Source organism: Geobacter sp. SVR (assembly GCF_016865365.1).
Classification (GTDB): domain Bacteria; phylum Desulfobacterota; class Desulfuromonadia; order Geobacterales; family Pseudopelobacteraceae; genus Pelotalea.
Genome location: NZ_AP024469.1, coordinates 4,114,652 through 4,138,479, shown reverse-complemented (window position 1 = coordinate 4,138,479; position 23,828 = coordinate 4,114,652). Strand labels below are relative to the sequence as shown.

The 23,828-nt window shown below is 58.8% G+C and carries 26 protein-coding genes; 11 read left to right on the top strand and 15 right to left on the bottom strand.

The window, feature by feature from the left end; all coding sequences use genetic code 11:
- Positions 1-75: 75 nt before the first annotated feature.
- The 5 genes from GSVR_RS19435 to gatC all read right to left on the bottom strand — a co-directional run bounded on the left by GSVR_RS19435 (position 76) and on the right by gatC (position 5,006).
- Positions 76-561, bottom strand: coding sequence for a YajQ family cyclic di-GMP-binding protein (locus GSVR_RS19435; protein WP_173195458.1), 486 nt, complete (start codon positions 559-561; stop codon positions 76-78).
- 104 nt (positions 562-665) lie between these two features.
- Positions 666-1,460: an outer membrane lipoprotein carrier protein LolA gene (locus GSVR_RS19430; RefSeq protein WP_239077390.1), complete on the bottom strand. Its 795-nt coding sequence runs from the start codon at positions 1,458-1,460 to the stop codon at positions 666-668.
- Positions 1,461-1,587: 127 nt separating this feature from the next.
- Positions 1,588-3,030 (bottom strand): Asp-tRNA(Asn)/Glu-tRNA(Gln) amidotransferase subunit GatB, encoded by a 1,443-nt coding sequence (gene gatB / locus GSVR_RS19425; RefSeq protein ID WP_173195457.1) that lies wholly within the window; start codon positions 3,028-3,030, stop codon positions 1,588-1,590.
- A gap of 143 nt (positions 3,031-3,173) precedes the next feature.
- Positions 3,174-4,631 (bottom strand): Asp-tRNA(Asn)/Glu-tRNA(Gln) amidotransferase subunit GatA, encoded by a 1,458-nt coding sequence (gene gatA, locus GSVR_RS19420; RefSeq protein ID WP_173195456.1) that lies wholly within the window; start codon positions 4,629-4,631, stop codon positions 3,174-3,176.
- 87 nt (positions 4,632-4,718) lie between these two features.
- Positions 4,719-5,006: an Asp-tRNA(Asn)/Glu-tRNA(Gln) amidotransferase subunit GatC gene (gatC, locus tag GSVR_RS19415; RefSeq protein WP_173195455.1), complete on the bottom strand. Its 288-nt coding sequence runs from the start codon at positions 5,004-5,006 to the stop codon at positions 4,719-4,721.
- A 198-nt stretch (positions 5,007-5,204) separates the two neighbouring features.
- Here gatC and rplM point away from each other — a divergent pair, with 198 nt between their 5' ends.
- From rplM to argC, 3 genes are all read left to right on the top strand, one after another.
- Complete coding sequence (gene rplM / locus GSVR_RS19410; protein WP_173195454.1) at positions 5,205-5,633, top strand: 50S ribosomal protein L13; 429 nt, start codon at positions 5,205-5,207, stop codon at positions 5,631-5,633.
- A gap of 20 nt (positions 5,634-5,653) precedes the next feature.
- Complete coding sequence (gene rpsI / locus GSVR_RS19405; RefSeq protein WP_173195453.1) at positions 5,654-6,046, top strand: 30S ribosomal protein S9; 393 nt, start codon at positions 5,654-5,656, stop codon at positions 6,044-6,046.
- 213 nt (positions 6,047-6,259) lie between these two features.
- Entirely contained in the window at positions 6,260-7,300 is a 1,041-nt protein-coding gene (gene argC, locus GSVR_RS19400; protein WP_173195452.1) for an N-acetyl-gamma-glutamyl-phosphate reductase, read from the top strand.
- 54 nt (positions 7,301-7,354) lie between these two features.
- Here argC and GSVR_RS19395 read toward each other — a convergent pair whose 3' ends face one another.
- Positions 7,355-8,656, bottom strand: coding sequence for a B12-binding domain-containing radical SAM protein (locus GSVR_RS19395; RefSeq protein WP_173195451.1), 1,302 nt, complete (start codon positions 8,654-8,656; stop codon positions 7,355-7,357).
- 304 nt (positions 8,657-8,960) lie between these two features.
- On the opposite strand from GSVR_RS19395, the gene GSVR_RS19390 reads away from it, so the two are divergent.
- On the top strand, positions 8,961-10,859 hold the full coding sequence (locus GSVR_RS19390; protein ID WP_173195908.1) for a YgiQ family radical SAM protein: 1,899 nt from the start codon (positions 8,961-8,963) through the stop codon (positions 10,857-10,859).
- A gap of 39 nt (positions 10,860-10,898) precedes the next feature.
- On the opposite strand, the gene GSVR_RS19385 is transcribed toward GSVR_RS19390, so the two are convergent.
- The 8 genes from GSVR_RS19385 to GSVR_RS19350 all read right to left on the bottom strand — a co-directional run bounded on the left by GSVR_RS19385 (position 10,899) and on the right by GSVR_RS19350 (position 17,468).
- A complete protein-coding gene (locus tag GSVR_RS19385; protein WP_173195450.1) occupies positions 10,899-11,102 on the bottom strand; it encodes a cold-shock protein in 204 nt (67 codons plus the stop codon).
- 192 nt (positions 11,103-11,294) lie between these two features.
- Entirely contained in the window at positions 11,295-11,885 is a 591-nt protein-coding gene (locus GSVR_RS19380) for a phospholipid-binding protein MlaC (RefSeq protein ID WP_173195449.1), read from the bottom strand.
- Positions 11,886-11,938: 53 nt separating this feature from the next.
- Complete coding sequence (locus GSVR_RS19375) at positions 11,939-13,312, bottom strand: TolC family protein (RefSeq protein WP_173195448.1); 1,374 nt, start codon at positions 13,310-13,312, stop codon at positions 11,939-11,941.
- 9 nt (positions 13,313-13,321) lie between these two features.
- Complete coding sequence (mlaD, locus tag GSVR_RS19370) at positions 13,322-13,774, bottom strand: outer membrane lipid asymmetry maintenance protein MlaD (RefSeq protein ID WP_173195447.1); 453 nt, start codon at positions 13,772-13,774, stop codon at positions 13,322-13,324.
- A gap of 69 nt (positions 13,775-13,843) precedes the next feature.
- On the bottom strand, positions 13,844-14,590 hold the full coding sequence (locus tag GSVR_RS19365; protein WP_173195446.1) for an ABC transporter ATP-binding protein: 747 nt from the start codon (positions 14,588-14,590) through the stop codon (positions 13,844-13,846).
- Between the two features lie 214 nt (positions 14,591-14,804).
- Positions 14,805-15,575, bottom strand: a complete 771-nt coding sequence (locus GSVR_RS19360; protein ID WP_173195445.1) for an ABC transporter permease — start codon at positions 15,573-15,575, stop codon at positions 14,805-14,807.
- 97 nt (positions 15,576-15,672) lie between these two features.
- Positions 15,673-16,875, bottom strand: coding sequence for a bacteriohopanetetrol glucosamine biosynthesis glycosyltransferase HpnI (gene hpnI, locus GSVR_RS19355; protein ID WP_173195444.1), 1,203 nt, complete (start codon positions 16,873-16,875; stop codon positions 15,673-15,675).
- 2 nt (positions 16,876-16,877) lie between these two features.
- On the bottom strand, positions 16,878-17,468 hold the full coding sequence (locus GSVR_RS19350) for a class I SAM-dependent methyltransferase (RefSeq protein WP_173195443.1): 591 nt from the start codon (positions 17,466-17,468) through the stop codon (positions 16,878-16,880).
- 83 nt (positions 17,469-17,551) lie between these two features.
- On the opposite strand from GSVR_RS19350, the gene GSVR_RS19345 reads away from it, so the two are divergent.
- Positions 17,552-18,442 (top strand): RluA family pseudouridine synthase, encoded by an 891-nt coding sequence (locus tag GSVR_RS19345; RefSeq protein ID WP_173195442.1) that lies wholly within the window; start codon positions 17,552-17,554, stop codon positions 18,440-18,442.
- On the opposite strand, the gene GSVR_RS19340 is transcribed toward GSVR_RS19345, so the two are convergent.
- Positions 18,427-18,690: a cytochrome c3 family protein gene (locus GSVR_RS19340; protein WP_239077389.1), complete on the bottom strand. Its 264-nt coding sequence runs from the start codon at positions 18,688-18,690 to the stop codon at positions 18,427-18,429. The two genes, GSVR_RS19345 and GSVR_RS19340, sit on opposite strands and share 16 nt — an antisense overlap.
- 249 nt (positions 18,691-18,939) lie before the next feature.
- Here GSVR_RS19340 and GSVR_RS19335 point away from each other — a divergent pair, with 249 nt between their 5' ends.
- From GSVR_RS19335 to atpA, 6 genes are all read left to right on the top strand, one after another.
- The gene (locus GSVR_RS19335; protein WP_173195441.1) at positions 18,940-19,713 is read left to right on the top strand and encodes a ParA family protein; all 774 of its coding nucleotides are present in this window, start codon (positions 18,940-18,942) and stop codon (positions 19,711-19,713) included.
- The gene (locus GSVR_RS19330; RefSeq protein WP_173195440.1) at positions 19,706-20,560 is read left to right on the top strand and encodes a ParB/RepB/Spo0J family partition protein; all 855 of its coding nucleotides are present in this window, start codon (positions 19,706-19,708) and stop codon (positions 20,558-20,560) included. The genes GSVR_RS19335 and GSVR_RS19330 overlap by 8 nt, the downstream gene beginning before the upstream one ends.
- 153 nt (positions 20,561-20,713) lie before the next feature.
- The gene (locus tag GSVR_RS19325; protein ID WP_173195439.1) at positions 20,714-21,139 is read left to right on the top strand and encodes an ATP synthase F0 subunit B; all 426 of its coding nucleotides are present in this window, start codon (positions 20,714-20,716) and stop codon (positions 21,137-21,139) included.
- An 8-nt stretch (positions 21,140-21,147) separates the two neighbouring features.
- Positions 21,148-21,753, top strand: coding sequence for an ATP synthase F0 subunit B (locus tag GSVR_RS19320; RefSeq protein ID WP_370552089.1), 606 nt, complete (start codon positions 21,148-21,150; stop codon positions 21,751-21,753).
- A complete protein-coding gene (atpH, locus tag GSVR_RS19315) occupies positions 21,750-22,292 on the top strand; it encodes an ATP synthase F1 subunit delta (protein WP_173195437.1) in 543 nt (180 codons plus the stop codon). The genes GSVR_RS19320 and atpH overlap by 4 nt, the downstream gene beginning before the upstream one ends.
- A gap of 8 nt (positions 22,293-22,300) precedes the next feature.
- Positions 22,301-23,809 (top strand): F0F1 ATP synthase subunit alpha, encoded by a 1,509-nt coding sequence (gene atpA, locus GSVR_RS19310; RefSeq protein ID WP_173195436.1) that lies wholly within the window; start codon positions 22,301-22,303, stop codon positions 23,807-23,809.
- The last annotated feature ends 19 nt before the right edge of the window (positions 23,810-23,828 follow it).

Genomic DNA, 23,828 nt, shown 5'->3' with positions numbered 1-23,828 from the left:
TTCAAAATTGATCTCCCGCCGGTTTTCGATGTACAGCAGCGGTGCGGTTACCGGAAAAACGCACCGTACAAGTTTTTAATCCCTGAAATTGGTGAACTGCATCTCGATGTCCAGGTCCTTCCCCTTCAGCAGTTGGATGGTATCCTGCAGATCGTCGCGGTTTTTGCCGGTCACCCGCACTTGGTCGTCCTGAATCTGGGCCTGGACCTTGAGTTTGGACTCCTTGACAACGGCAATGATTTCCTTGCCCTTCTCCTTGGAGATGCCCTGCTGGATAGTGATGATCTGGCGCACCATGCCGCCGGAGGCCGGTTCGGCCTTGCCGTACTGCAGCGCTTTGATGGAGATGTTGCGCTTGAGGAATTTCGACTGCAGCACGTCGATCACAGCCTTCAGCTTGTAATCGTCATCAGCCAGCACCTTGACGGCGTCCTTCTCCTGGGTGATCTCGCTTTTGGACCCTTTGAAGTCGTAACGCTGGCCGATCTCCTTGATGGCCTGGTTGACGGCATTGTCGACTTCCTGCAGATCTACCTTTGATACGATGTCGAACGACGGCATGATGGAACCTCCGGATAAAAAATCAGGTTAAGGCCGAGGTCAAGGTTAAGGAAAAACATGTGCAATGGCGTTCCCCATCCTTAACCTCGGCCTTAACCTTAATTCTATTGCTTGATGACTTGGATACCTTCCGGCACTTTGAAGTTGAATCGGGCGCTGTCTATGCCTTTGTTCACCCTGGGGCGGCTATAGTCGATGCGGGTCTGGTTGCCCCCCGCGTCAAAGACGACCGACGCAACGATCGGAAAGATGTCCTTGACGCTGCCCTTCCGGAGGTAGATGTCAACGGCCTCGGCCGCAACGGTCAGTTGCAGTTTGGAGAGCATGGGCGACGCTGCTTTGGGCACCAGTTCGAGCTGGTAGTTGCCATCCCTGTCGCGCGCCTCTCTGGCGAAACTGACCGTGAAATCGCGCGAGACGTGTCCCAGGCCGGTCAGGTAGGAGAGGGCGATGGCGTTGCCCCCCTTGAACATGGACGATACCGAGGAGACCATGACCTGCTTGTTCTCGGGAAGGTAGAACCAGACCTGTTTGCCGTTGGAAATGATCTGCTGGTTCGGCTTGGTGTAATTGAACCTGAACATGGCCGTGGAGGAGGCGGGGCGCTTCAGCAGCACTTCGCCGTTTCCGCGTTGCTCCTTCTTGACGGCGGCAATGACGGTCTTCTGGCTGAACGCGGCCTGGACATCCTGCAGGGTGGTATAACTGCTTTCCAGGGCGGATACGACATCCTGCAGTCCGGCCGGTTTGTCGGCCGCCCGGGCGGCGAATCCCGGCAACAGCAGCATCATGCATAGCAGCAAACGGGCGGAAAACAGGATTATCGGCCGAAGGGAACTGCGTCCTCCAGGGACGCATCGATTTATCACCATCCTGAGAGGGGTGGTATGCACCTTCATGAGTCTCCTTTTGTTCAGAAGAGGTTTTCGCGAACGAGTTGAAATTTTGCCACAAGAGTGGCATGGCCGCAACCGCTTTTGCCAAGCCCCGCCACTGCATCGTTTGCGATGGATCGGGAGAGTTTGCCTAACCCTTCAGCTTTTTCAGCAGCAGTTCATTGACCACCGCGGGATTTGCCTTGCCTTTGCTGGCTTTCATTATCTGTCCCACGAAAAAGCCGAACAGCTTGTCCTTGCCGCTGCGGTACTCTGCTACCTGCCCCGCTTCACGGTTGAGAATCTCGTCGATGATCGCTTCGATGGCACCGCTGTCGGAAACCTGAACCAGCCCCTTTTCCTCGACGATTACCTGTGGCTCTTTGCCGCTTTGCCACATTTCGTCGAAAACCGTCTTGGCGATCTTGCCGGAGATGGTGCCGTTGTCGATCAGTTTGAGCAGTTCCGCCAGCAGGCGGGGCGTAATCGGGCACTGCTCGATCGGAATACCGGAATCGTTCAAGCCGCGGGTGATCTCACCCATGACCCAGTTTGAAACCGCTTTGGGATTGCCGTGCAGTTCGACGGACGACTCAAAGAAGCTGGCCAAGGCACGATTGGCGGTCAGCACCTCGACATCGTAAGGCGGGAGAGCGTAGTCGCTGAGGAAGCGCTGCCGCATCCGGTCCGGCAGTTCCGGCAGTTCGGAGCGAACCCGGTCCACCCAGGCATCATCGATCACCAGCGGCACCAGGTCGGGATCGGGGAAGTAGCGGTAGTCGTGTGCCTCTTCCTTGCCGCGCATGGAGCGGGTCTTGCCGCTGGTCGGATCGAACAGCCGCGTTTCCTGGACCACCCTGCCACCGTCCTCGATCAGATCGATCTGGCGCTGGATTTCGTACTCGATGGCCTGTTTCACGAAACGGAAGGAGTTGACGTTCTTTATTTCAGCACGCGTGCCAAAGGTGGACGACCCGACCGGCATGACCGAGACATTGGCATCGCAGCGGAAGCTCCCCTCCTCCATGTTGCCGTCGCAGATGCCGAGCCAGGTGACGATCTGGTGGAGCTGCTTCAGGTAGGAGACTGCCTCGTCGGCCGAACGCAGGTCGGGTTCGGACACCACCTCCAGGAGCGGTGTGCAGGCCCGGTTGAGATCCACGCCGGAGCCTTCCTCTAGGCCCGGGATTTCGCCGTGCACCAGCTTGCCAGCGTCCTCCTCCATGTGGATGCGGGTGATGCCGATCCGCTTGGGCTCCTGTCCCTCGACCTGAATATCGAGCCAGCCGCGCTGACAGATAGGCTCCTCGAACTGACTGATCTGATATCCCTTGGGCAGATCGGGATAGAAATAGTTCTTGCGGGCAAAGATGTTGCGGGGAGCTATCGTGCAGTTGGTGGAGAGGCCGGCCTTGATGGCGAATTCCACCACCTTTTCGTTCAGTACCGGCAGCGCGCCCGGCAATCCAAGGCAGACCGGGCAGGTCTGGGAGTTGGGGGCAGAACCGAAAGCGGTGGAGCATCCGCAGAATATTTTAGAATCGGTCTTGAGCTGGACATGGACTTCGAGGCCGATGACAGGTTGAAATTTCATGGTTGTGGACTCCGGGAAATAGGCTGAAAGCAATAAATCTGCCACAGAGACACAGAGGAAAGGCAGGAGAATAAAAACTGTTCGGGTTCACCAAAAGATCATCAAATCAGATTTCGAAGTTCTCGGTGTCTCTGTGACAGATTTTATATGTCTGCCTTCTGTGTATGCCATTCGGTAGCCTGCTCAAAGGCATGGGCCACCCGCAGGATGGTTTCTTCTCCGAATGGCCGGCCGATCAGCTGCAGGCCGATCGGCAGCCGCTCGCTGCTCAGGCCGGCCGGTATCGAGATGGCACAGGTACCGGCCAAGTTGACCGGAATGGTGAAAATGTCCGACAGGTACATCTGAAGCGGATCGTTGAGCTTCTCCCCCAGGCGGAAGGCAGGGGTGGGGGCAACCGGGGTCAGCATCACGTCGACATTCCGGAACGCCTGGATGAAGTCGTTCATGATCAGGGTACGCACTTTTTGAGCCTTTACATAATAGGCATCGTAATAACCGGACGAAAGCGCATAGGTACCGAGCATGATACGACGCTTGACCTCGGCTCCGAAGCCCTCGCTGCGGCTTTTGACATACATTTCGAGCAGGTTTTCGGCGCCACCGGCGCGATGGCCGAAGCGGACCCCGTCGTAACGGGCCAGGTTGGAGCTGGCCTCGGCAGTGGCGATCAGATAGTAGGTTGCCACGGCATAGTCGGTGTGGGGCAGCGAGATATCGACAAATTCGGCACCCAGGGCGCGGTAGGTCTGGATGGCGGCATCCATGCTCGCCTTGACGTCCGGGTCGAGCCCCGCAATGAAGTACTCACGCGGCAAGCCGATGCGGATGCCCCTGATGTCGCCGGTCAGGCCTGCGCGGTAGTCGGGCACCGGCGTGTCGACGCTGGTGGAGTCCTTGGGATCGTGTCCTGCCACCGCAGACAGCATGACCGCGCAGTCCGTGGCATCGCGGGTCATTGGTCCGACCTGATCGAGGGAGGATGCATAGGCGATCACTCCGTAGCGCGACACGCGGCCGTAAGTAGGCTTCAGTCCAACACAGCCGCAGTGCGAGGCGGGCTGACGGATGGAACCGCCGGTATCCGTGCCAAGGGTGGCGACGGCCTGGCGTGCGGCAATGGCCGTGGCAGAGCCGCCGGAGGATCCCCCCGGAATACGGCTGGTATCCCACGGATTGCGGACGCTGCCGTAGGCGCTGGACTCATTGGACGACCCCATGGCAAACTCGTCCTGGTTCAGCTTGCCGAGCAGCACCACCCCCTGCTGCTTCAGCTTCTCATAGGCGGTGGCGCTGTAAGGGGGCACGAAGTTGTGCAGGATGCGCGATCCGCAGGTGGTTTTGATCCCTTCCGTCAGGAAAATGTCCTTGAGCGCCAGAGGAATACCGGTCAGCAGTTCCATCTCTCCAGCGGCGATGCGGCGGTCCGCCTCGGCTGCGTCGGAGAGCGCCCGGTCTGCCGTAACGGTGATGAACGATCCGATCTTCGGTTCCACCGCCTCGATCCGGGTCAGCATGGCCCGGGTCACCTCGACGGAGGAGACCTCTTTCGCTTTCAGTTTCTCATGCAATTCATGTATGGTTAATTCAAAAAGTTCCATATGGTCTCCGACCAAGGCTTAAGGTTGAGGCTAAGGTTGAGAATAGGCCTGCATGCTCAACCGTAACCTCAACCTCGACCTCTTTTTCTATTCTATGACTTTGGGTACCCGGTAGAAGCTCTCCAGCCGGTTGGGTGCGTTGGCCAGAGCCTTTTCGACCCCGATCGACGGCTCGGCCCGATCCTGACGGAAGGCATTTTCCATGGGCACGGCGTGCGAGGTGGGCTGGATGCCGTCGGTGTCGAGTTCCCCGAGTTTTTCCACGTAGCCTAGAATGGCATCCATCTGTCCAGCAAAAAGGCCTTTCTCTTCTTCGCTCAGGTCCAGGCGGGCCAGCCGGGCGACATATTCTACCTCGGCGACGGTGATCTTCATGGCGTAAACTCCTTGAAAGCGGTGCGGGTGCGAGGGGGATTTGTAGCATGAAACGGATGTGCTTGACAACCGTGTTCCCCCTGTCAAAATTGGAGCAAGATTTTTTTCTTGACATGAATCTATTGAGTGAAGTAATTTACACCTCTTTGAAAAGACAAAGGGCCTGATACGTCGGGTTGAGTATACTGCGAGGATGCTATGAAAACGGAAGTCGCAAAAGCTGAAAACGTGAAGAGGGATTGGTACCTGGTCGATGCACAGGATATGGTGCTCGGCAGGCTCGCCTCCGAGGTGGCCAAGGTGCTGCGTGGCAAAAACAAGGCGATCTTTACGCCCAGTGTCGATACCGGCGATTTCGTTGTCGTGGTTAATGCCGACAAGATCGCGCTGACCGGCCGCAAGCTGGCGGACAAAGTGTACTACAGCCATTCCGGTTTTCCCGGTGGGCTCAAGGAAGTTTCCGCTGGCAAGCTTCTGGAAATCAATCCAGTTGACGTCATCAAGAAGGCTGTCAAAGGCATGCTGCCCAAGAACAAGCTTTCCCGTCACATGATCAAGAAGCTCAAGGTCTATGCTGGTGCAAGCCATCCCCACGATGCACAGCAGCCCAAGAACCTGGCACTTTAATACTCTGAGGAGAGCACGATATGGCAGCAGTTAGCTTTTACGGAACAGGCAAGCGCAAGAGTTCGGTCGCCAGGGTATGGCTCAAGCCGGGTGCAGGCGCAATCACGATCAACAATAAATCACTGGATGACTACTTCGGCCGCGAGACCTCCAAAATGGTCGTTCGTCAGTCGCTCGAACTGACTGAAACGGTTGGCAAGTTCGACATCTATGTTACGGTCCAGGGAGGCGGCGACTCCGGACAGGCCGGCGCCATCCGCCACGGCATCACCAAGGCGCTGCTCGAAACGGATCCGGAACTGCGCGGTTCCCTCAAGAAGGCCGGTTTCATCACCCGCGATTCGCGCGTGAAAGAGCGTAAGAAGTACGGCCGCAAGTCTGCACGCGCCCGGTTCCAGTTCTCCAAGCGTTAATCGCTGGACTGTCGCACCGCAGCTTGCTTCAAGGGGAAATCCGTACGGGTTTCCCCTTTTTTAATATTACACTGCCCATCCGTTGCAAGACAGGAGACGCAGAAGGTTTAAAACTGGGCAATGACCGGTACGGGTTCAGACGGTCGTTGCGGGTGTAACCCCCATGGGTTTTGGTTTCTCCATGTTGAAGAATGCCGCTATCAGGAGGTAAGTATGCTAAAGGTTGCCATTGTCGGAGCCAGCGGATATACAGGGCTGGAATTGATCCGGATTCTCTATAGTCACCCCGAGGCGGCGGTTACCTGCCTGACCTCCGAACAGAGCGCTGGCAGGCGTATTTCCGATGTCTTCTCCACCTTGAGAGGGCGCTGCGATCTGGTGCTGGAAAACCTGGAACCGGTGCGGGTGGCAGAAAAGGCTGACGTCATCTTTACGGCGCTGCCACACAAGGCTGCCATGGAGGTGGTGCCGACATTCCTCGAACTCGGCAAGCTGGTGATCGATCTGTCGGCCGACTACCGTCTGAGCGACCCGGAGGTGTACGGGGCCTGGTACGAACCGCATCTCAACCCGGGCAATCTGAAAAAGGCGGTCTACGGTCTGCCGGAAATCAGACGGAGCAAGATCGAAGGTGCCAAGCTGGTGGCCAACCCCGGCTGCTATCCCACCAGCATCATTCTGGCCATGGCCCCGCTGCTGAAAGAGGCATTGATTCATCCGCAGAGCATTATTGCCGACTCAGCCTCCGGGGTCACCGGAGCAGGCCGCTCGGCCAAGGTTGAATCGCTGTACTGCGAAGTCAACGAAGGATTCAAGGCCTATGGCGTGGGGGGCGTTCACCGTCATACCCCGGAGATCGAGCAGGAGCTGTCGCTGCTGGCGGATGAGAAGGTGACCGTCACGTTTACGCCGCACCTGGTGCCGATGGACCGTGGCATCCTCTCCACCGTGTATGCTGCGCCCAAAAATGAGATGAAAACCGCCGACCTGGTCGAGCTGTACGAGCGCTTTTATTCGGGCGAGCCATTCGTGCGGGTGTTGCCCCAGGGCAGCCTCCCCTCGACAGCCTTCGTGCGCGGCTCGAACTTCTGTGACATTGCACCGCTGGTGGATGCCAGGACCGGCCGCATCATCGTCATCTCCGCCATCGACAATCTGGTCAAGGGGGCCTCGGGGCAGGCGGTGCAAAACATGAACATCGCCTGCGGACTGCCCGAAACCATGGCGCTGGAAGGGCTGGCGCTATTTCCGTAATAGTCGTTCGGGATTATGGTAAAAAGCCTGCTTCGGCAGGCTTTTTTTCGTGCATCAGTAGAAATCGACTGGGTCGCGGCGTCGACGTACCGCCCAGGCGAAGATGAGATTGGAGGGGAGCCCCTGGCCGATGTACGAGTTGGGGGGGAACAGAAAACGCTTCACGATCTTCGGCAGGGAGTAGAACTCGCGGAAACAGCGCCAGACCCCTTCCTCCACCGCCTGGGGAGTCATGTTTTTCGGCGTAAAGAGACACTGCATGCCCAGGTAACGGTCGCCCAGCGGGTTGACGATCCTTCCCTCCTCGATGAGCTGCGAACGCATCACCGTACCCTCACGGGGGGTCACGGTGTTGAAGAATGCCATGGGGGCGTTCACCCGCTTTAAAAAATCCATTGTCTCGGCGAAGATTCCGGGCATGTCTTCATCCAGCCCGAACATGAAGTTGAGGGAGTAGAAGATCCCCCGCCTTTCCAGCTCCTTCAGCATCTGTACGTACTCGCCGACCTTGTTCTGCCGTTTGTTGATGCTGGAGAGGCTTGACTGCGAGACCGACTCGATCCCGATGTTGACATGGGATACCCCAGCCTTTACCGCCAGGTCGAGCAATTCGGTATCGCGGGAGGTGTTGATGGTCCACAGGCAGCTCCAGCGGACGCCGAGCGGGATCATTGCGCTGAAGAGTTCCTTGGCGTAGTCGCGGCTGGCGGCGATGTTGTCGTCCACGATCTGGATCTTGCGGGTCGGAATCCGGCGCATGTCTCCGATCACCTCGTCGACTGGCCGATGCCGGTACCGTGTGCCGTACACCACCGGCACTTCACAGAAGCTGCAGCGGAAAGGGCAGCCGCGGGTGGTCATTACCGGGAGAAAGGGGGCTAGGTATTTTCGCCGGTCGAGCAGGTCCCAGCGCGGTGCCGGAAGCCCCTTCAGGTCGTGCAACTCGGCAGCCTTGTAGCGCCGCTTCATTTTTCCGGCACGGAAGTCCTCCAGAAGCTCCGGCCAGGAGTATTCGGCCTCCCCCTCCACCACCGCGTCGCAGTGCTCCAGGCACTCCTCCGGAAGCAGGGAGGCGTGGAAGCCCCCCATCACAACCGGCGTTCCCCGTTTGCGGAACTCGGCTGCAATATCGTAGGCTCTGGCCGCGGTGGCAATGGTGGTGGTGAGCGCCACCAAGTCGTAGCCGCCGCCGTAGTCGATATCCATGTAGCGGTCGTCCTGCAGTCTCACCTGTACCCACGGCGGCGTCAGTCCCGCCAGGTAGGGCAGGGTCAGTCCCATGATCCAGCGCCGTTTGGTCCGGTAGGGGGTTCCGTCCTGAAAGCTCGTAGTGGGTTGGATGATGAGGAGCTTCATGTTCCGGTACCTCCTGGTTTCTGTAGTAGGGTGTGTGGTGCCGAAGAGACCGGGGCCTCTTCCCCGATCAACAGTGAATTAAGTATAGCTCATTTTTTCAATAAGGAAGGTTCTGCCCCTCAAAACCGCGTGCTCTGCTTTCATGGTGCATGGGGTAAAGGATGGCTGCCGACGGGTGGAAGAGACGGCGCTCTGAATCGTCAGGCAGGAGAGATCGCAGACCAAGGCTGCAGCGGGTTTCTTCGAGGGCGGGGCAGGGGGCTGTGCGTTGACATATTCCCCTTCGTCCGACTACTATGACACCATGACATTCATACCGACAACCCGAGCAGAAGTTGTTCAGCGTGGCTGGTCCGAGCTGGACGTGGTATTCGTATCCGGCGATGCCTACATCGACCACCCCGCCTTCGGCGTACCGCTGCTGGCGCGCTGGCTGGAGGCGCACGGCTTTCGGGTCGGCATTCTGGCCCAGCCGGACTGGCGTTCCAAGGAGGCCTTCATGTCCCTGGGGCGCCCGCGGCTGTTCTTTGCCGTCTCGGCCGGGGCCATGGACTCCATGGTGGCCCATTACACTCCGGCGCGCAAACTGCGCCACGATGACGCCTACACACCCGGCAACCGCCATGGAGCCCGTCCCAATCGCGCCACCATCATTTACACATCCCGGCTGAAAGAGGCGTACCGAGACGTACCGGTGGTGATTGGGGGCATCGAGGCCAGCCTCCGCCGCTTTGTCCATTACGACTATTGGGAGAACAAGGTCCGCCGGTCGCTGCTGTTCGATGCCAAGGCTGATCTCTTGATCTACGGGATGGCCGAGCGGCCGCTGCTGGAACTGGCCCAGCGGATGCAGGATGGCGAACGGATGGCCGATATCCGCGACCTGCGGGGCACCTGTCGGATCATGGGCAATCTCCCTCATTCCGGCCCTCTCCTTGAGGATGAGAAGAATCCTCCCCTGGAAATCCCTTCTTTCGAGGAGGTTTCCAGCGACAAAAGTAAGTTTGCCGAGGCATTCCGGCTGGCGGCACGGGAGCAGAATCCTTTCTGCGCACGGCCTCTGATCCAGTACCACGGTCAGCGTGTGCTGGTCTGCAACCCGCCGGCCCTGCCGCTCTCCGAGCGCGAGATGGACGCGATCTACGCCCTGCCGTTCGTGAAGTCGCCCCATCCCGGCTATCGGGAACCGATTCCGGCCTGGGAGCAGATCAAAACCTCGGTCACCAGCCACCGCGGCTGTTTCGGGGGCTGTGCCTTCTGCTCGATCGCCATGCACCAGGGCAAACTGATCCAGTCGCGCAGCCAGGGATCGGTACTGGCCGAGGTAGACGCCCTGGCTGCCAAACCCTGGTTTCGCGGCAGCATCAGTGATATCGGCGGTCCGACCGCCAATATGTACGGACTGGCTTGCGGCAACGAACAGGCAGGGCGCTCCTGTCGGCGTCCGAGCTGTCTATTCCCGCAGCCTTGTGCCCACCTGACCACCAGCGACAGACGCGCCGTCAGCCTGCTCCGTGCAGCCCGTGCCCGGCGCGGCATCCGGCACGTGGCGGTCTCTTCCGGAGTGCGTTACGACCTGATGGAGCGCCAGTCAGAGTATTTCGGGGAATTGATCGGGCAGCACGTCAGCGGGCTTCTGAAGGTGGCGCCTGAGCATCTGGTCGAACATGTCACGCAGCTCATGCGCAAGCCGGGCAAAAAGTCTTTCGAACGATTCCTGAAACGCTTTCGTGAAGAGAACAGCCGCCTCGGCAGGCGCCAGGCGATCGTGCCATACCTGATATCAGGCCATCCAGGATGCCGGCTGGAGGACATGCTGGAGCTCGCCTTAACCCTCAGGGAGCTCGGGCTGCGGGTGGAACAGGTGCAGGATTTCACCCCCACCCCCGGGACGCTGGCCACGTGCATGTATCACACCGGCATCGACCCTGACAGCGGACAGGCTGTATATGTTGCGCGCAGTGATCGGGAAAAGGGACTGCAGAAGTCGTTGCTGCTGTGGCATGTATCGGATGAGCGCCGACGGGTGCAGGAAGCGCTGCGGGAGCTGGGACGTGAGGATCTGGGTGAGGTGCTGTCGCCGGGGGGGCGCCCCCAACACTCTCCGCACGCCCGGACCCCTGCTGCAGGGAAGGTGACGGAGCGGGGACCGCGGAAGGCGCCCCCCGTCCGGGGCAGGAACGGCCATAAAAAAACCCGCTGATCGCTCAGCGGGTTTCAGGTGTAACGGATAGGACCCGGATTACTTCGTCTTGATGACGTTGGAAGCCTGGAGGCCTTTAGGACCCTGGGTAATATCGAAGGTCACGGAGTCGCCTTCAGCGAGGGATTTGAAGCCCTCAGACTGAATCGCCGAGAAGTGAACGAAAACATCTTCGCCGCCTTCCTGCTCGATGAAGCCGAAACCTTTGGTGTCGTTGAACCATTTAACCTTGCCCTGTGCCATTTTCCTACCTCCTTTTTTTCTCCGGTCCTGTGCCGGACATGTGGGATACCGCCTTAAGTTTCCGGAGTCTGATGCAGGAAAACCGCAAAGCCTGGTAACTCATGGTTCTTCCACGTTCTGCAGGAACTTCCGAAACTTGCTGAAAAAGTCGTTTATCACAGGCCTGAAGCGTGTGTCAAGAATTTAATGGAGCTATGGAGCCTTCAATTCCTCGGTTTTTGTCTGCAGTTTTTTAATAAGCTCGCTGTAGCCGTTGGAGGTGATGATCCTGTTGAACTGGCTGCGGTAGTTTGATACCAGGCTGACCCCCTCGATCACCACGTCATAGACCATCCACTTGCCGTTTTCCTTGAGCAGGCGGTAGTCGAGAGTGAACTCGTCACGTTTGGCGGTGATGACCTTTGATTTGACTTCGGCGTGGTCGTCTTCGGTGGTTTCCTTGATATAGGCGATCTTCTCGTTGTTGTAGGATTCGATCTTGCCGGCATAGGAGTTCTCCAGCAGCGAGGCGAACAGCTCCACAAATTGTTTCCGCTCGGCCGGCGTACGCTGGTTCCAATGCTTGCCCAGGGAACGCTTGGCCATTTCGCCGTAGTCGAAGATCTGGCTGATGGACTTCTTCAGCGCCTGGCGGCGCTTCTGCTCCTGTTTCTTCATATCCTTGTCGGCGACGATGCGGACTACCTCGTCCACAGTCTTCTTCACATCATCGGTGGGGGTCGCAAAGGCGTAGGACGCAAGGAAAACGCCGGTCATTGCAAGGGTGATGATTCTCTTCAACATGAGTCGGTTCCTCCGGAATGGCATGCCGCATGTTCAGCGGCAGCCGTTGTCTGTTATCGTGCGGGAATGGCCGGCTGCTGACCGGTGGCATAGTCCAGGTTCGCCTGGGCAATGCGGTAGTTGTAGATTGACTGGAAGTAGGAGGCCCGCATGCGGGCATAGGCCTGCAACGCTTCGAAGATGTCCTTGGCAGGGCCGACGCCGAAATCGAAATTGGCCAGGGCGGTTACCGCCCATTTCTTGGCATTGGAGTAGGCCTGCCTGGTGGCGGTGGTACTCTTCTCGGCCTCTTTCAACTCCAGATAGTATTTCTTTATCTGGAGCGGAATATTGGCGTCAGCGTATTCCTTGGTGCCGAGCAGGCGGTTGTATTGGGCTCGCTCTCCCGCTACCTTTGCGCCGGTTATGCCGAAATCAAGCTTCCAGCGCGCCCCCAGTGCGATACCGCCGTTGAAATGCTGGAAGGGGTCGGTGATGTAGGGGTTGTAGATGCGGTCCCGTTCATCGGCATAGGCCCACGAAAGCAGTCCTCCCAGGAAAATGTCGGGATAATACTCTGCCTTGGCGGCCTCGACCAGGGCAGCACGGGCCTGGAGCCCCTCCGAGATCTGACGGTATTCCGGGCGCCGGTTGCGGGCCTGTTCAATGAAAGTCTCCAGAGGGGGGATTTCCTCTTCAGGAGGCAGCAGCCGCTCGACATCGATATCGATAGCCGCGTCAGGTGACAGACCCAATCGCGTCCTGATCGCCGCCAATGCCAGCGCCTCCCCCTTGAGCGCCTCTTCCTTGTACTTGTCCACCTCTCCGGAAAACGCGTCCAGCTTGTAGATGTCGCTTTGGTCAGCGCTGTCGGAACCTTGCTCGATCAGCATGGTGGCCTTGTCGCGGGCCTTGTCCAGGCTCTCCTTGACCTCCTGCACCAGCTCCTTCATTTCCCGGGCCAACAGCAGTCCGTAGAAGTACTCTTTGACTTTGAGCACAACCTCGTTGGCGCGCTGCTGTTTGCGGGCGCGGTCCACTTCGATGCCGTGGGTGGCTGCCTTCATGTTTTCGGAGATCTTCCCGAAAGTATAGAGCGGCTGGATGATGGTGGCATCGGCACTGGTGAACCAAGTCAGCTCATCGAACTTGAAGCGCCTGTCCGGCCCGAACAGGTCCGATTTATTGGCCTGCGGTGCGGGACCGAGCAGCGCCAGCGCCTCTATGCGGGGAAACCGGTAGGATTTGGCCTCATCCAGTTTGCTGGAGGTCTGCTCGATGTCGGCCTGGGCTTCTGCCAGCTCAGGTGCGGTCTTCAGAGCCAGGCGAACGCAATCCTCGACACTGAGGACCAGCTTGTTCGCGGGGGGGGCATCGGCAGCTCGGCCGGCGTAGGGAAGGGCCAAACATATCCCGATGCTGACAACGGTTAAAACGAGCGCTTTCATAGTTTCCTGCTATTCCACCTTGCCGTGTATGAATTTGCTGACCAGGTCTTCGATATCGATCGCGGATTCCGTCTCCTGTATTTTGCCATTATCCTTCAGGAAACGGTCCGATCCCCCCGGTTTGAGCATGATGAACTTATCGCCGATGATGCCGCTGGTTTTGATGGAGGCAATCACGTCGTCGGTAATCTTTACGCCGCTTCTGATCTTCAGCTGGGCAAGCGCGCGGTCATTGCCTTTCGGGTCGAGTGCGATCCGGTCGACGGTCCCTACTTCCACCCCTGCCAGCTCGACCCGCGCTCCCGCCTTCAAACCCGAAACCGAATCGAAACCGGCGGTCAGTTTGTAATAATCACCGCCGAGCAGCTCCATCTTGCCGAGCTTGATGGAGATATACCCGAGGCAGAGAATGCCGGCCAACATGAAGATGCCGACGGTTGTTTCAAGTTTTGCCGTGTTCATAGCGTCACACCTGTTTCAAAGTTGTACTGCATCAGCGGGCAACGGCAGGATGGCCTGCCGGTGCGGGGACTATATCAACCGGATCGGTCCGTCCAGGCTGCCGCTGATGAATTGTTTCACCACCGGGTGGTCGGACTTCATGATCTCGGCGGCACTGCCGTTCTGAAGTATGGTGCCCTGGTACAGCATGGCCACGTTCTGGGCGATATCGAAGATATCGGGTATTTCGTGGGAGACGATTACGGCCGTAAAGCCGAACTTCTCGTGGGTCTCCTTGATCAGCTGATGAATGGCGCGCTTGATGATCGGGTCGAGGCCGGTGGTCGGCTCGTCGAACAGAATAATCTTCGGATTCAGCAGCAGCGCCCGGGCCAGCCCGACCCGCTTCTTCATGCCCCCTGACAATTCGTCGGCGTATTTCTGCCCGACGTTCTTCAGCCCCACGTCTTCCAGGGCGGAATATACCCGTGCGCTGATCTCGTCCCTGGACAGGGAGGTCTTCTCCTGCAGGGGAAAAGCCACGTTCTCGAAGACGGTCATCGAGTCGAACAGCGCGGCATTCTGGAAAAGCATCCCGAATTTTTCGCGGATCCGGTTCAGCGTCGAGCGGCGGACACCCAGGATGCTTTCGCCTTCCACTTCGATCCGCCCGCGGTCAGGCTCCAGCAGTCCGATCATATGCTTGATCAGCACGCTCTTGCCTTCGCCGCTGGGGCCGATGATGGCGGTGATCTGCCCGGCAGGAATCTCCAGGTTCAGCCCCCTGAGCACCTTCTGGTCGCCGAACGATTTATGTACGTCGTACAGCCGGATCATGTGGCATTTATCTCCACGGCACAGCAAAAGGCCCCAGATACAAGGCGCGAAGCGACTGAGGAATGAGGCCCCTCACCCGGCCGTTGGCCACCCTCTCCCAGCGGGAGAGGGTAATGGTATGCCTTCTCCCGCTGGGAGAAGGATAGGATGAGGGTCGTACGCCGCAGTGACGAAGGCGCTTTGCAACGCCGTAGATGGACCTTTTGCTGTGCCGTCATAACAGCACCGATGTCAGGAAGTAGTCCCAGACCAGCACCAGCACCGAGGTCAATACGACCGATTCGGTGGTGGCACGGGAAACTCCTTCGGCCCCGTGCCCGGCATAATAGCCTTTGTAACAGCCCACCCAGGCGATCAGAAGACCGAATGATATCGACTTGACTATGCCGGAATAGATATCCCGCCAGACAATCGACTTTTCCATTTCGTAAAAATAGGCTCCGGGGTTGACGCCCAGCAGCTTGACCCCCACCAGCCAACCGCCGTAAATGCCGACGACATCGAAGATGGCGCACAACAGGGGCAGGGCGATCAAGGCGGCGATGAACTTGGGAGTGATCAGGTACTTGAAGGGATCGAGCGCCATGGTTTCAAGGGCGTCGATCTGTTCGCTGATGCGCATGATGCCGATTTCGGCGGTAATGGCGCTGCCGGCCCGGCCGGTGACCATCAGGGCCGTCAGGACGGGTCCCAACTCCCGGATCAGCGAAAGTGCCACCGCGGTACCGAGCATGCCTTCCGATCCGAACTTGGCCAGCGTGTAATAGCCCTGCAGTCCCAGTACCATGCCGGTAAAAGCCGCAGTCAGGCAGATGACGAACAGGGACTTTGCGCCGATGAAGCTGATCTGCTTGAGGATCTGCACCGGCCGGCCCGGCCGGCGGAAGATGGCATAGAGGGAGTAGATCATGAACCATCCCATCCTGCCGAGTTCGCGTACCGAACCGATGGTCCATTGTCCTATGGTCTGAACCAGAGCTGACACCAAGCACCTCGAAAAAAAGTCACTTATACAATATTTTAATCGAAAAAGTAAAGGAGGAACATTCGGTATACAGCACGGTGCGAATGCTGACTGGCGCTCAAACCAGCTCCTCCAGCTTGCCCCCCGGCCTGAGGCGAAAGCGGTTGCCGCGCCATTCGACGCGGTTGCCCAGGAACGAAAGCAACCACGAGCAGAAGGAGAGCATGTCACGCAGCGGGATCAGCCAGAGCCAGTGGGGGAGCAGGCAGTCCCGGACCAGGCAACGGCTGAAGTGGAGGCTGATGGCCATGCGTACGGCATACAGCAGCCCGACTGCCGCAACGGCAGTGGAGGCGCTGCCGGCAGTGAATACCGCCAGCAGAACGGCGGGGAATGGCAGGGTGATGCCCGAAGCCAGGTAGCCACCGGGACGGCTGACCCGCATGGTGCGTGCCCAGCGCAGCTGTCTGGCCAGGACTGCCGGTAGATCCTCGGTCTTCATCATGCTTTCGACGAAGCAGTCATCCAGGGCGATGCGCCAGCCAGCCCGGTGCAGCTTGTTGCCCAACTGGTAATCGTCAGCCAGATAATCGGCCAGCGCCTGAAAGCCGCCGATGCCGGCCAGTGCCTGACGGCGGACCGCCATCGATGCCCCGAGTGCAAACGACAGCCCCTCCAGTTGCAGCGCCACCATCACATTAGGGATCATCTCCGTGGTGAATCCGGTGGCTTCGATTGCAGTAGCGATGCCGTGTACCCGCGAGGTCCGGTAGAGGGACGTCACCAGGCCTACCTGGGGGTCGTCGAAATGCGCGGTCACGCGGGAGAGCCAGTCCGGCGCGACACGAATATCGCTGTCGCAGACAATGATGATGTCGTGGCACGCCTTGGGATAGGCGTTGATCAGATTGGAGACCTTATAATTGGGGCCATGGATGGCCGGATTGACGGCCAGGGAGATGGAGTGCCCGGGAAAGGCCTCGATCAGTTGCCGGATGACCGGAACGACCGGGTCGTCGGCGGATGCCACGGCAAACAGCAGCTGCAACTCGCCATGGTAATCTTGGCGGCAGAAGGAGCTGAAGTTCTCGAAACTCTCTGCATCCATTCCCTTGACCGGTTTGAGAATGGTGACACCGGGGATCGGGGACCGGGGACCAGGGACCAGGGAAGAATCGGTTTTTGCAGTGGCCGTTCCCGGTTCCCGGTTCCTGGTCCCCGATCCCTGGTTCTTGAAAAACCGTCGGGCGCAGAACAATGAAAGTACGCTGTAGACCAGCGCCGGAAGGATAGCTATGAAGGGAAGCAGTGAGCGGATCATGTTCAGCCTGCCTTCTGAATCAGGATGAAATAGGGCGCGCCGGTGGCGGCGTTCAATTGTCCCATGCGCCAGACGTGGAATGCCTGTGGCTCCAGTTGGCCGGCCCAGGTCTCGATCATGTCGTGCTCCCGTGCCCCCGACGCATGTCCGGGGTAGACGGTTGCCGCCAGGATGCCGGCAGGCAGCAGCAGTTGCAGCGCCTGTCGAAAGGCGGCCAGGGTCGTTTCCGGGAGGGTGACGATACTGCGGTTTCCTCCCGGGCGATAGCCGAGGTTGAAGACGATCGCGGTCTGGGTGGCCGGGACATGCTCGGCCATGGTTTCGTGTCCGCCCTGGATCAGGCTGACCCTTCCGCTCAAGCCTGCCTGGGCGAGACGGTCGCCTGTCGCACGGATCGCTTCTTCCTGAATGTCGAAAGCCCATACCCGGCCGGACGCTCCCGTCAGCTCGGCCAGCAGGCGGGTGTCGTGGCCGTTGCCGCAGGTGGCGTCGACAGCGTTGCTTCCCGGCCCCACAAAGCGCCGGAGGAACAGATGCGACAGCGGTACCGGCCCGCGCAGCGCCACGATATCGGCATCGGTATCGAAAATCATAGCGGGACAAAATAACAGAGTGGCACTGGTTCGTCACCTGAAATTGTTTGCATTAAGGTCCGGAAACGGGGTAGTACAAATGCATGATCCGCAGAGAAACTGTCAATGAGGCCACCGGCGGGCGGCGTTTGGACGACGTCATCCCGGCGCTCTTCGTCGGCCTCAGCAAATCCGAGGCCCGTCGCATCATCGACCGCGGGGGCTGTGCCGTCAACAACAGCATGGTGCGGGTTGCATCCCGCACCGTCGTGGTCGGCGATGTCATCGAAGTGGGAGTAATGGAGCCGGGACGCTTCCGCGAACTGGTGCTGCCCCAGGAGGCGCTGCTGTATGAGGATCGCGATCTGGTGGCGCTCAACAAGCCAGCCGGCGTCAATACCCAGCGTACCCCTTATCAGCTTAAGGGCACCCTGGAATACTGGGTGGCGGAATATTTCCGCCAACAGGGGAGCAAGGAACCAGCCCGGATTATTCATCGCCTCGATCGCGGCACCTCCGGCGTTATGGTGTTTCCGAAGCACCGTCAAGCCGCTGCCTGGCTTTCAAAGCGCTTTCACGACGGGCAGGTGGAGAAGCTTTATCTGGCGTTGGTCAGCGGCCAGCCTCAGCAGGAAGTCTGGCGTGTGGATGGGGCCATCGGCAAGATCGGGTCCGCCCGTTACGGTATCATGTCCCAGGGGCGATCGGCTGTTACGGAGTTCCGTCTGGTTGGGGCGTCCGGCGGGCATTCACTGGTGAATGCACGCCCCTTGACCGGGCGCACCCACCAGATCCGGGTCCACCTGGCATCCTGTGGGCTGCCGATTGTGGGGGACAAGACCTACGAAGGCGAACCGGGTGAAAGGATGATGCTGCATTGTGCAGCGCTCGCGTTCCGGAATGAGAAAGGGACGGAGATACGCCTGACAGCCCTGCCGGACGGGCTCTTCGCCGCCATGATGAAAGAGTATGGCCTCGATTACCGCTTGCCGTGACACGGCAGGCACTCCGCCGCAGTTATCCGCCGTTTCAGCAGACTCTCCCTGTCTTTCGGGGTTCCTTTGCCCATCAGCTTTTCGCCCGGCCGGTGACAACCGAAGCAATTCTGCCCCTGAAGCGCCTTGTGCATTGCCACCATTTTGGGGTTTTTACTGTGGCAGACCTTGCATTCGAAGGCGGATGCGGGCTGGATCGTGAGCAGGGCGAGCAGGCTGCCCAGCAGCGTCGTGTGCGTGAATCTCATCGATTTCTCCTGGGATAGAGTCGCCTTCACTATTAAAGCGTTTCCCGTCCGGCGACTTTGACCTGAGTCAAAAAACAGCCATTCTGATCGTACTGTCTTTGACTCCCTTTCCCGAAGTGCTGTCCCGACGGCCATTTAAAAAATCGTTTTCAAACCGGTTGATGTGTGGTAATTTCCCGTTTCCCCGACACGCCGCGCATCTGAACTACGTATAACATCAAACGCACCAGGCGGGAAACCAGCACACACATGTCCAGAATTATCTGCATCGCCAATCAGAAAGGGGGCGTGGGCAAAACTACCACTGCCGTCAATCTGGCAGCCTCGCTGGCTGCTGCCGAACGCCCGACGTTGCTCGTGGACATCGATCCGCAGGGCAATGCCACCAGTGGCGTCGGGGTGGATAAGGCTGGGCTGAAACAAACCATCTACGACGCTCTGATCAATGAGGCGGATCCAAGCGGTCTGATTGTCGACACCGGCCATCCCTTTCTGCATCTCATGCCGGCCAATGCCGATCTGGCCGGTGCCGAACTGGAACTGGCGTCGGAGATCGGCCGCGAGCATAAGCTCAAATTCGTGTTGTCTCCGCTGGTCGAACAGTATCGTTACATCATTATTGATTGCCCCCCGTCGCTGAATCTTCTGACCATCAATGCCATGACCGCTGCTGAGTCGGTTCTAATTCCGCTGCAGTGCGAATTTTTCGCCATGGAGGGGTTCTCGCAGATATTGCATACAATCAAGCTGATCCGGAAAATGATCAATCCCGCGCTGAAGATCGAAGGAGTCCTGCTGACCATGTACGATGGGCGCGGCAACCTCAGCAAGGAAGTGGCGGAGGAGATCCGCACCCATTTCCCGGGCCAGGTGTTTGAGTCTATCATTCCCCGCAACGTGCGTCTGGCAGAGGCGCCCAGCCACGGGAAACCGGTCATCTATTACGATATCAGTTCACGCGGAGCAGCCAGCTATCTGCAGCTCGCCCGTGAAATCATCCAGAGGGAGGCGCCAGGTGCTTAAAAAAGGTGGCCTCGGCAAGGGAATGGCTGCGCTGCTGCAGGCTTCCGATGCAGTTGCCGATCAGGCGGCATATTTTATCTGCCCGATCGAGCAGATCCGTCCCAACAAGAATCAGCCCCGCAAGAACTTTTCGCCCGAAAAGCTCGAAGAGCTGGCTGCCTCGATACGAGAACAGGGCATCATCCAGCCCCTGGTGGTGACCCAGAAGAACGGTTTCTACGAAATCATCGCCGGTGAACGCCGCTGGCGGGCGGCCCAAAAGGCCGGCCTGCGCGAGGTGCCGGTTGTCATTCGCGAAGCCAGCGAAGAGGCTGTGCTGGAGCTGGCGCTGATCGAGAACATTCAGCGTCAGGACCTGAATGCAATCGAAGAGGCCCAGGCCTATCGCTCTCTGGTCGAGCATCTGGCTATCTCGCAGGAGGATGTTGCCAGGCGGGTGGGCAAGAACCGTACGACCGTCACCAATTCACTGCGGTTGCTGCGGCTGCCGGACGAGGTGCAGCGGGATATCGTCGAGGAGCGCCTGAGCATGGGACATGCCCGCGCCCTGCTTGCCCTGGAAGCTGAAGAACTGATCGAAAAGGCCCGCCGCGAGATTCTGCAGCGCCAGCTCAGCGTCCGTTCGACCGAAGACCTGGTGCGGCGTCTGAAGATCAATCCCCATCCGGCTGTCAGCAAGCGTCCGCAGCAACCGGACCTGCTGATGAGTTCGCTGGAAGAGCAGCTGCAGAAGCGCTTCCAGTCCCGTGTTGCAATCCGCAGAACAGGCTCGAAGGGGGGGCGGCTGGAGATCCATTTCAGCGACTCCGACGAGCTGACCCGCATCATAGATCTGCTGGATGTCTGAGGCCTCGGGCCTTACCACGGATCTCGCGTCTGGCAAGTGTCCGGTTCTAATTTTCTTGACACAGTAACGACAAGTATGATAGCTAACCTCTGTTTTAGGCTCAGATTGTCTGGGATACAGTATACAACTCAGGATACCTGCAAGGGGTAGGTCGTGATTGAATTAAATTTGGCATTTGTCATTCAGATGGTTAACTTCGGCATCCTCGTTCTGATTCTCAACCTGTTTCTGTACAAGCCGATCCGCAAGGTGCTGGCGGAGCGGCGTCAGGTGGTCGAGTCGGCTCGCGAGAAAACGGTTGCGGTCGATGCGGAGGTTCAGGAAAAGATGGCCCGTTACGAAGCCCGTTTGCACGAAGCGAAGCTGGAAGCCGGCAACCAGCGTGCAGAGGCGCTCAAACAGGCCCAGATCGAAGAAACCGCTGTATTGGAAAAGGCTCGCAAGGAAGCTTCCGATTCGCTTGCGTCCATTCGTACCCGGGTGGCTTCCGAGGCTGCCCAGGCGCGCGAACTGCTGAAGAAGCAGGCCGAGGCCCTGTCCGGCGATATCTGTGAGAAAATCCTGGGGAGGAGTCTGTAGTCATGCCGATGCTTTCCGAACGCAGCAAGAAAATCCTGTTCTCCCTGGTCTGTGTTGCCGTTGTTGCCCTGGCTGCAACAGCCGGTTTTGCCAGCGAGGGGGGCGAAGGTGCCCATCACGTTGACAAGGCCGCCCAGATGAAAGACTTTGGCTGGCGTGTGCTGAACTTTGCCGTGCTGGTCGGGATCCTGGTGTGGGCGCTCAAGAAGGCCAATGTCAAAGGTTCGCTGAACGATCGCCAGGCTCAGATCGAAAAGGACCTCAAGGATGCCCGGGCCGCCCGCGAGGCTGCTGAAGCAAAGCTGGCCGAATACAGCGGCAAGCTTGATCAGGCCTCCAAAGAGATTGATGAGCTGCATGCCGCCATTGTTCGTGAGGGTGAGCAGGAAAAGGCCCGCATCATTGCCGAGGCCAGGAGTGCTGCAGAGAAAATCGTGGCCCAGGCTGCCCTGTCGGCTGAGCAGGAAACGCTCAAGGCGCGCAACGAGTTGCGGGCGGAAGCGGCCCGTCTGGCCGTTGAAATCGCCAGCGGCAAGCTGGCCGGCGCCATCCAGAAGAATGACCACGACCGATTTGTCGGTGAATATCTTGACAAGGTGGTACAGATCCAGTGATCAACAACACGATTGCGAGAAGATATGCCAAGGCGCTGGTGCAGCTTGGCGCCGAAGGGGGGCTGGTCGACCGCTTCCGCGAGGAGCTGGCCGCCGTTGACCGCCTGTTCGCTGCAAATGCCGAACTGCGGGCCGCCTTTGCCGATCCGGCGCTGACTCTCGAGCAGAAGAGCGCCATCATGAAAGAACTGGTTGCCAAGGCCGGTTGTTCCGAGCTGGTGGGCAACTTCCTGCTGCTCCTGGTGGACAAGAATCGTATCGCCTTTCTAGGGCAGATCGTTCAAACCTACGAGAAACTGGCTGATGACTTCTCCGGCGTGATCCGCCCGGTCATCACCACCGCTTTCCCGCTGGAAGACGGCCAGGTGGCCTCGATTCAGGGGGCTTTGGAGAAGAAAACCGGCAAGAAGGTCGTCCCGCAGGTGGCAGTGGATACATCGCTGCTGGGTGGGGTAGTGACACAGATCGGCGACATTGCCTACGACAACAGCGTCAAGACTCAGTTAAAACGGATTCAGGATATATTACAGAAGGGGTAGGAGCTTCTATGGAAATCAGAGCCGAAGAGATCAGCGAGATCATCAGAAAGCAAATCAAGGAGTATGGCAAGGAAGTTGAAGTGTCGGAGACCGGCACGATCATCTCCCTTGGTGACGGTATTGCCCGTATCCACGGCCTGGCAGGCGCCATGGCCGGCGAGCTGCTGGAGTTCCCCGGCGGCGTGAGCGGCATGGTTCTCAACCTTGAAGAAGACAACGTCGGTGCCGCCATTCTCGGTGAGTTCTCCGAGATCAAGGAAGGTGACACCGTCAAGCGCACCGGCCGCATCGTCGAGGTTCCGGTCGGTCCGGCCCTGGTCGGCCGCGTGGTCAACGCCATCGGCCAGCCCATCGACGGCAAGGGTCCGATCAACAGCGATACCTTCAGCAAGGTCGAGATCAAGGCCCCCGGCATCGTAGCCCGTAAGTCGGTTCATCAGCCGATGGCCACCGGTCTCAAGGCGATCGACTCCATGGTTCCGATCGGGCGCGGTCAGCGCGAGCTGATCATCGGCGACCGTCAGACCGGCAAGACCGCCGTTGCCATCGACACCATCATCAACCAGAAGGGTGGCGATGTTATCTGTATCTACGTCGCGATCGGCCAGAAGCGTTCCACCGTGGCCCAGGTCGTTTCCAAGCTGCAGGAACACGGCGCCATGGATTACACCATCGTTGTTGCCGCCACCGCTTCCGAGTCGGCTCCGCTGCAGTTCATTGCCCCCTACACCGGCGTTACCATGGGCGAATTTTTCCGCGACAGCGGCAAGCATGGCCTGATCATCTACGACGACCTTTCCAAGCAGGCCGTTGCCTATCGCCAGCTCTCCCTGCTGCTCCGTCGTCCGCCAGGACGTGAAGCATACCCGGGCGACGTTTTCTACCTCCACAGCCGTCTGCTGGAGCGTGCGTGCAAGCTGTCCGACGCCTGCGGCGCCGGTTCGCTCACCGCTCTGCCGGTCATCGAAACCCAGGCAGGCGACGTGTCCGCCTATATCCCGACCAACGTTATTTCCATCACCGACGGCCAGATCTATCTGGAGTCCGACCTGTTCTACTCCGGCGTCCGTCCGGCCATCAACGTCGGTCTCTCGGTTTCCCGCGTCGGTGGCGCCGCCCAGACCAAGGCCATGAAGCAGGTTGCCGGTACGCTGCGCCTCAACCTGGCCCAGTACCGCGAAATGGCCGCCTTTGCCCAGTTCGGTTCCGACCTGGACAAGGCCACCCAGATGCAGCTTGCACGCGGTGAGCGTCTGGTCGAAATCCTCAAGCAGCCCCAGTACCGTCCGCTGGGCTTTGAAAAGCAGGTTGTCGTTATCTTTGCCGCCAACAACGGCTATGTGGACGACTATCCGGTTTCGGCCCTCAAGAAATATGAATCCGAACTGATGGCTTTCTTCGAAAACCGCAAAGCCGACGTGCTGGCCGAACTGCGCGAGAAGAAGCAGATCGACGACGAACTCAAGGCCAAGCTGGTCGCCAGCCTGGATCAGTTCAAGAAAGAATTCACCGCTTAGACTAAGGACGGTTTGACAC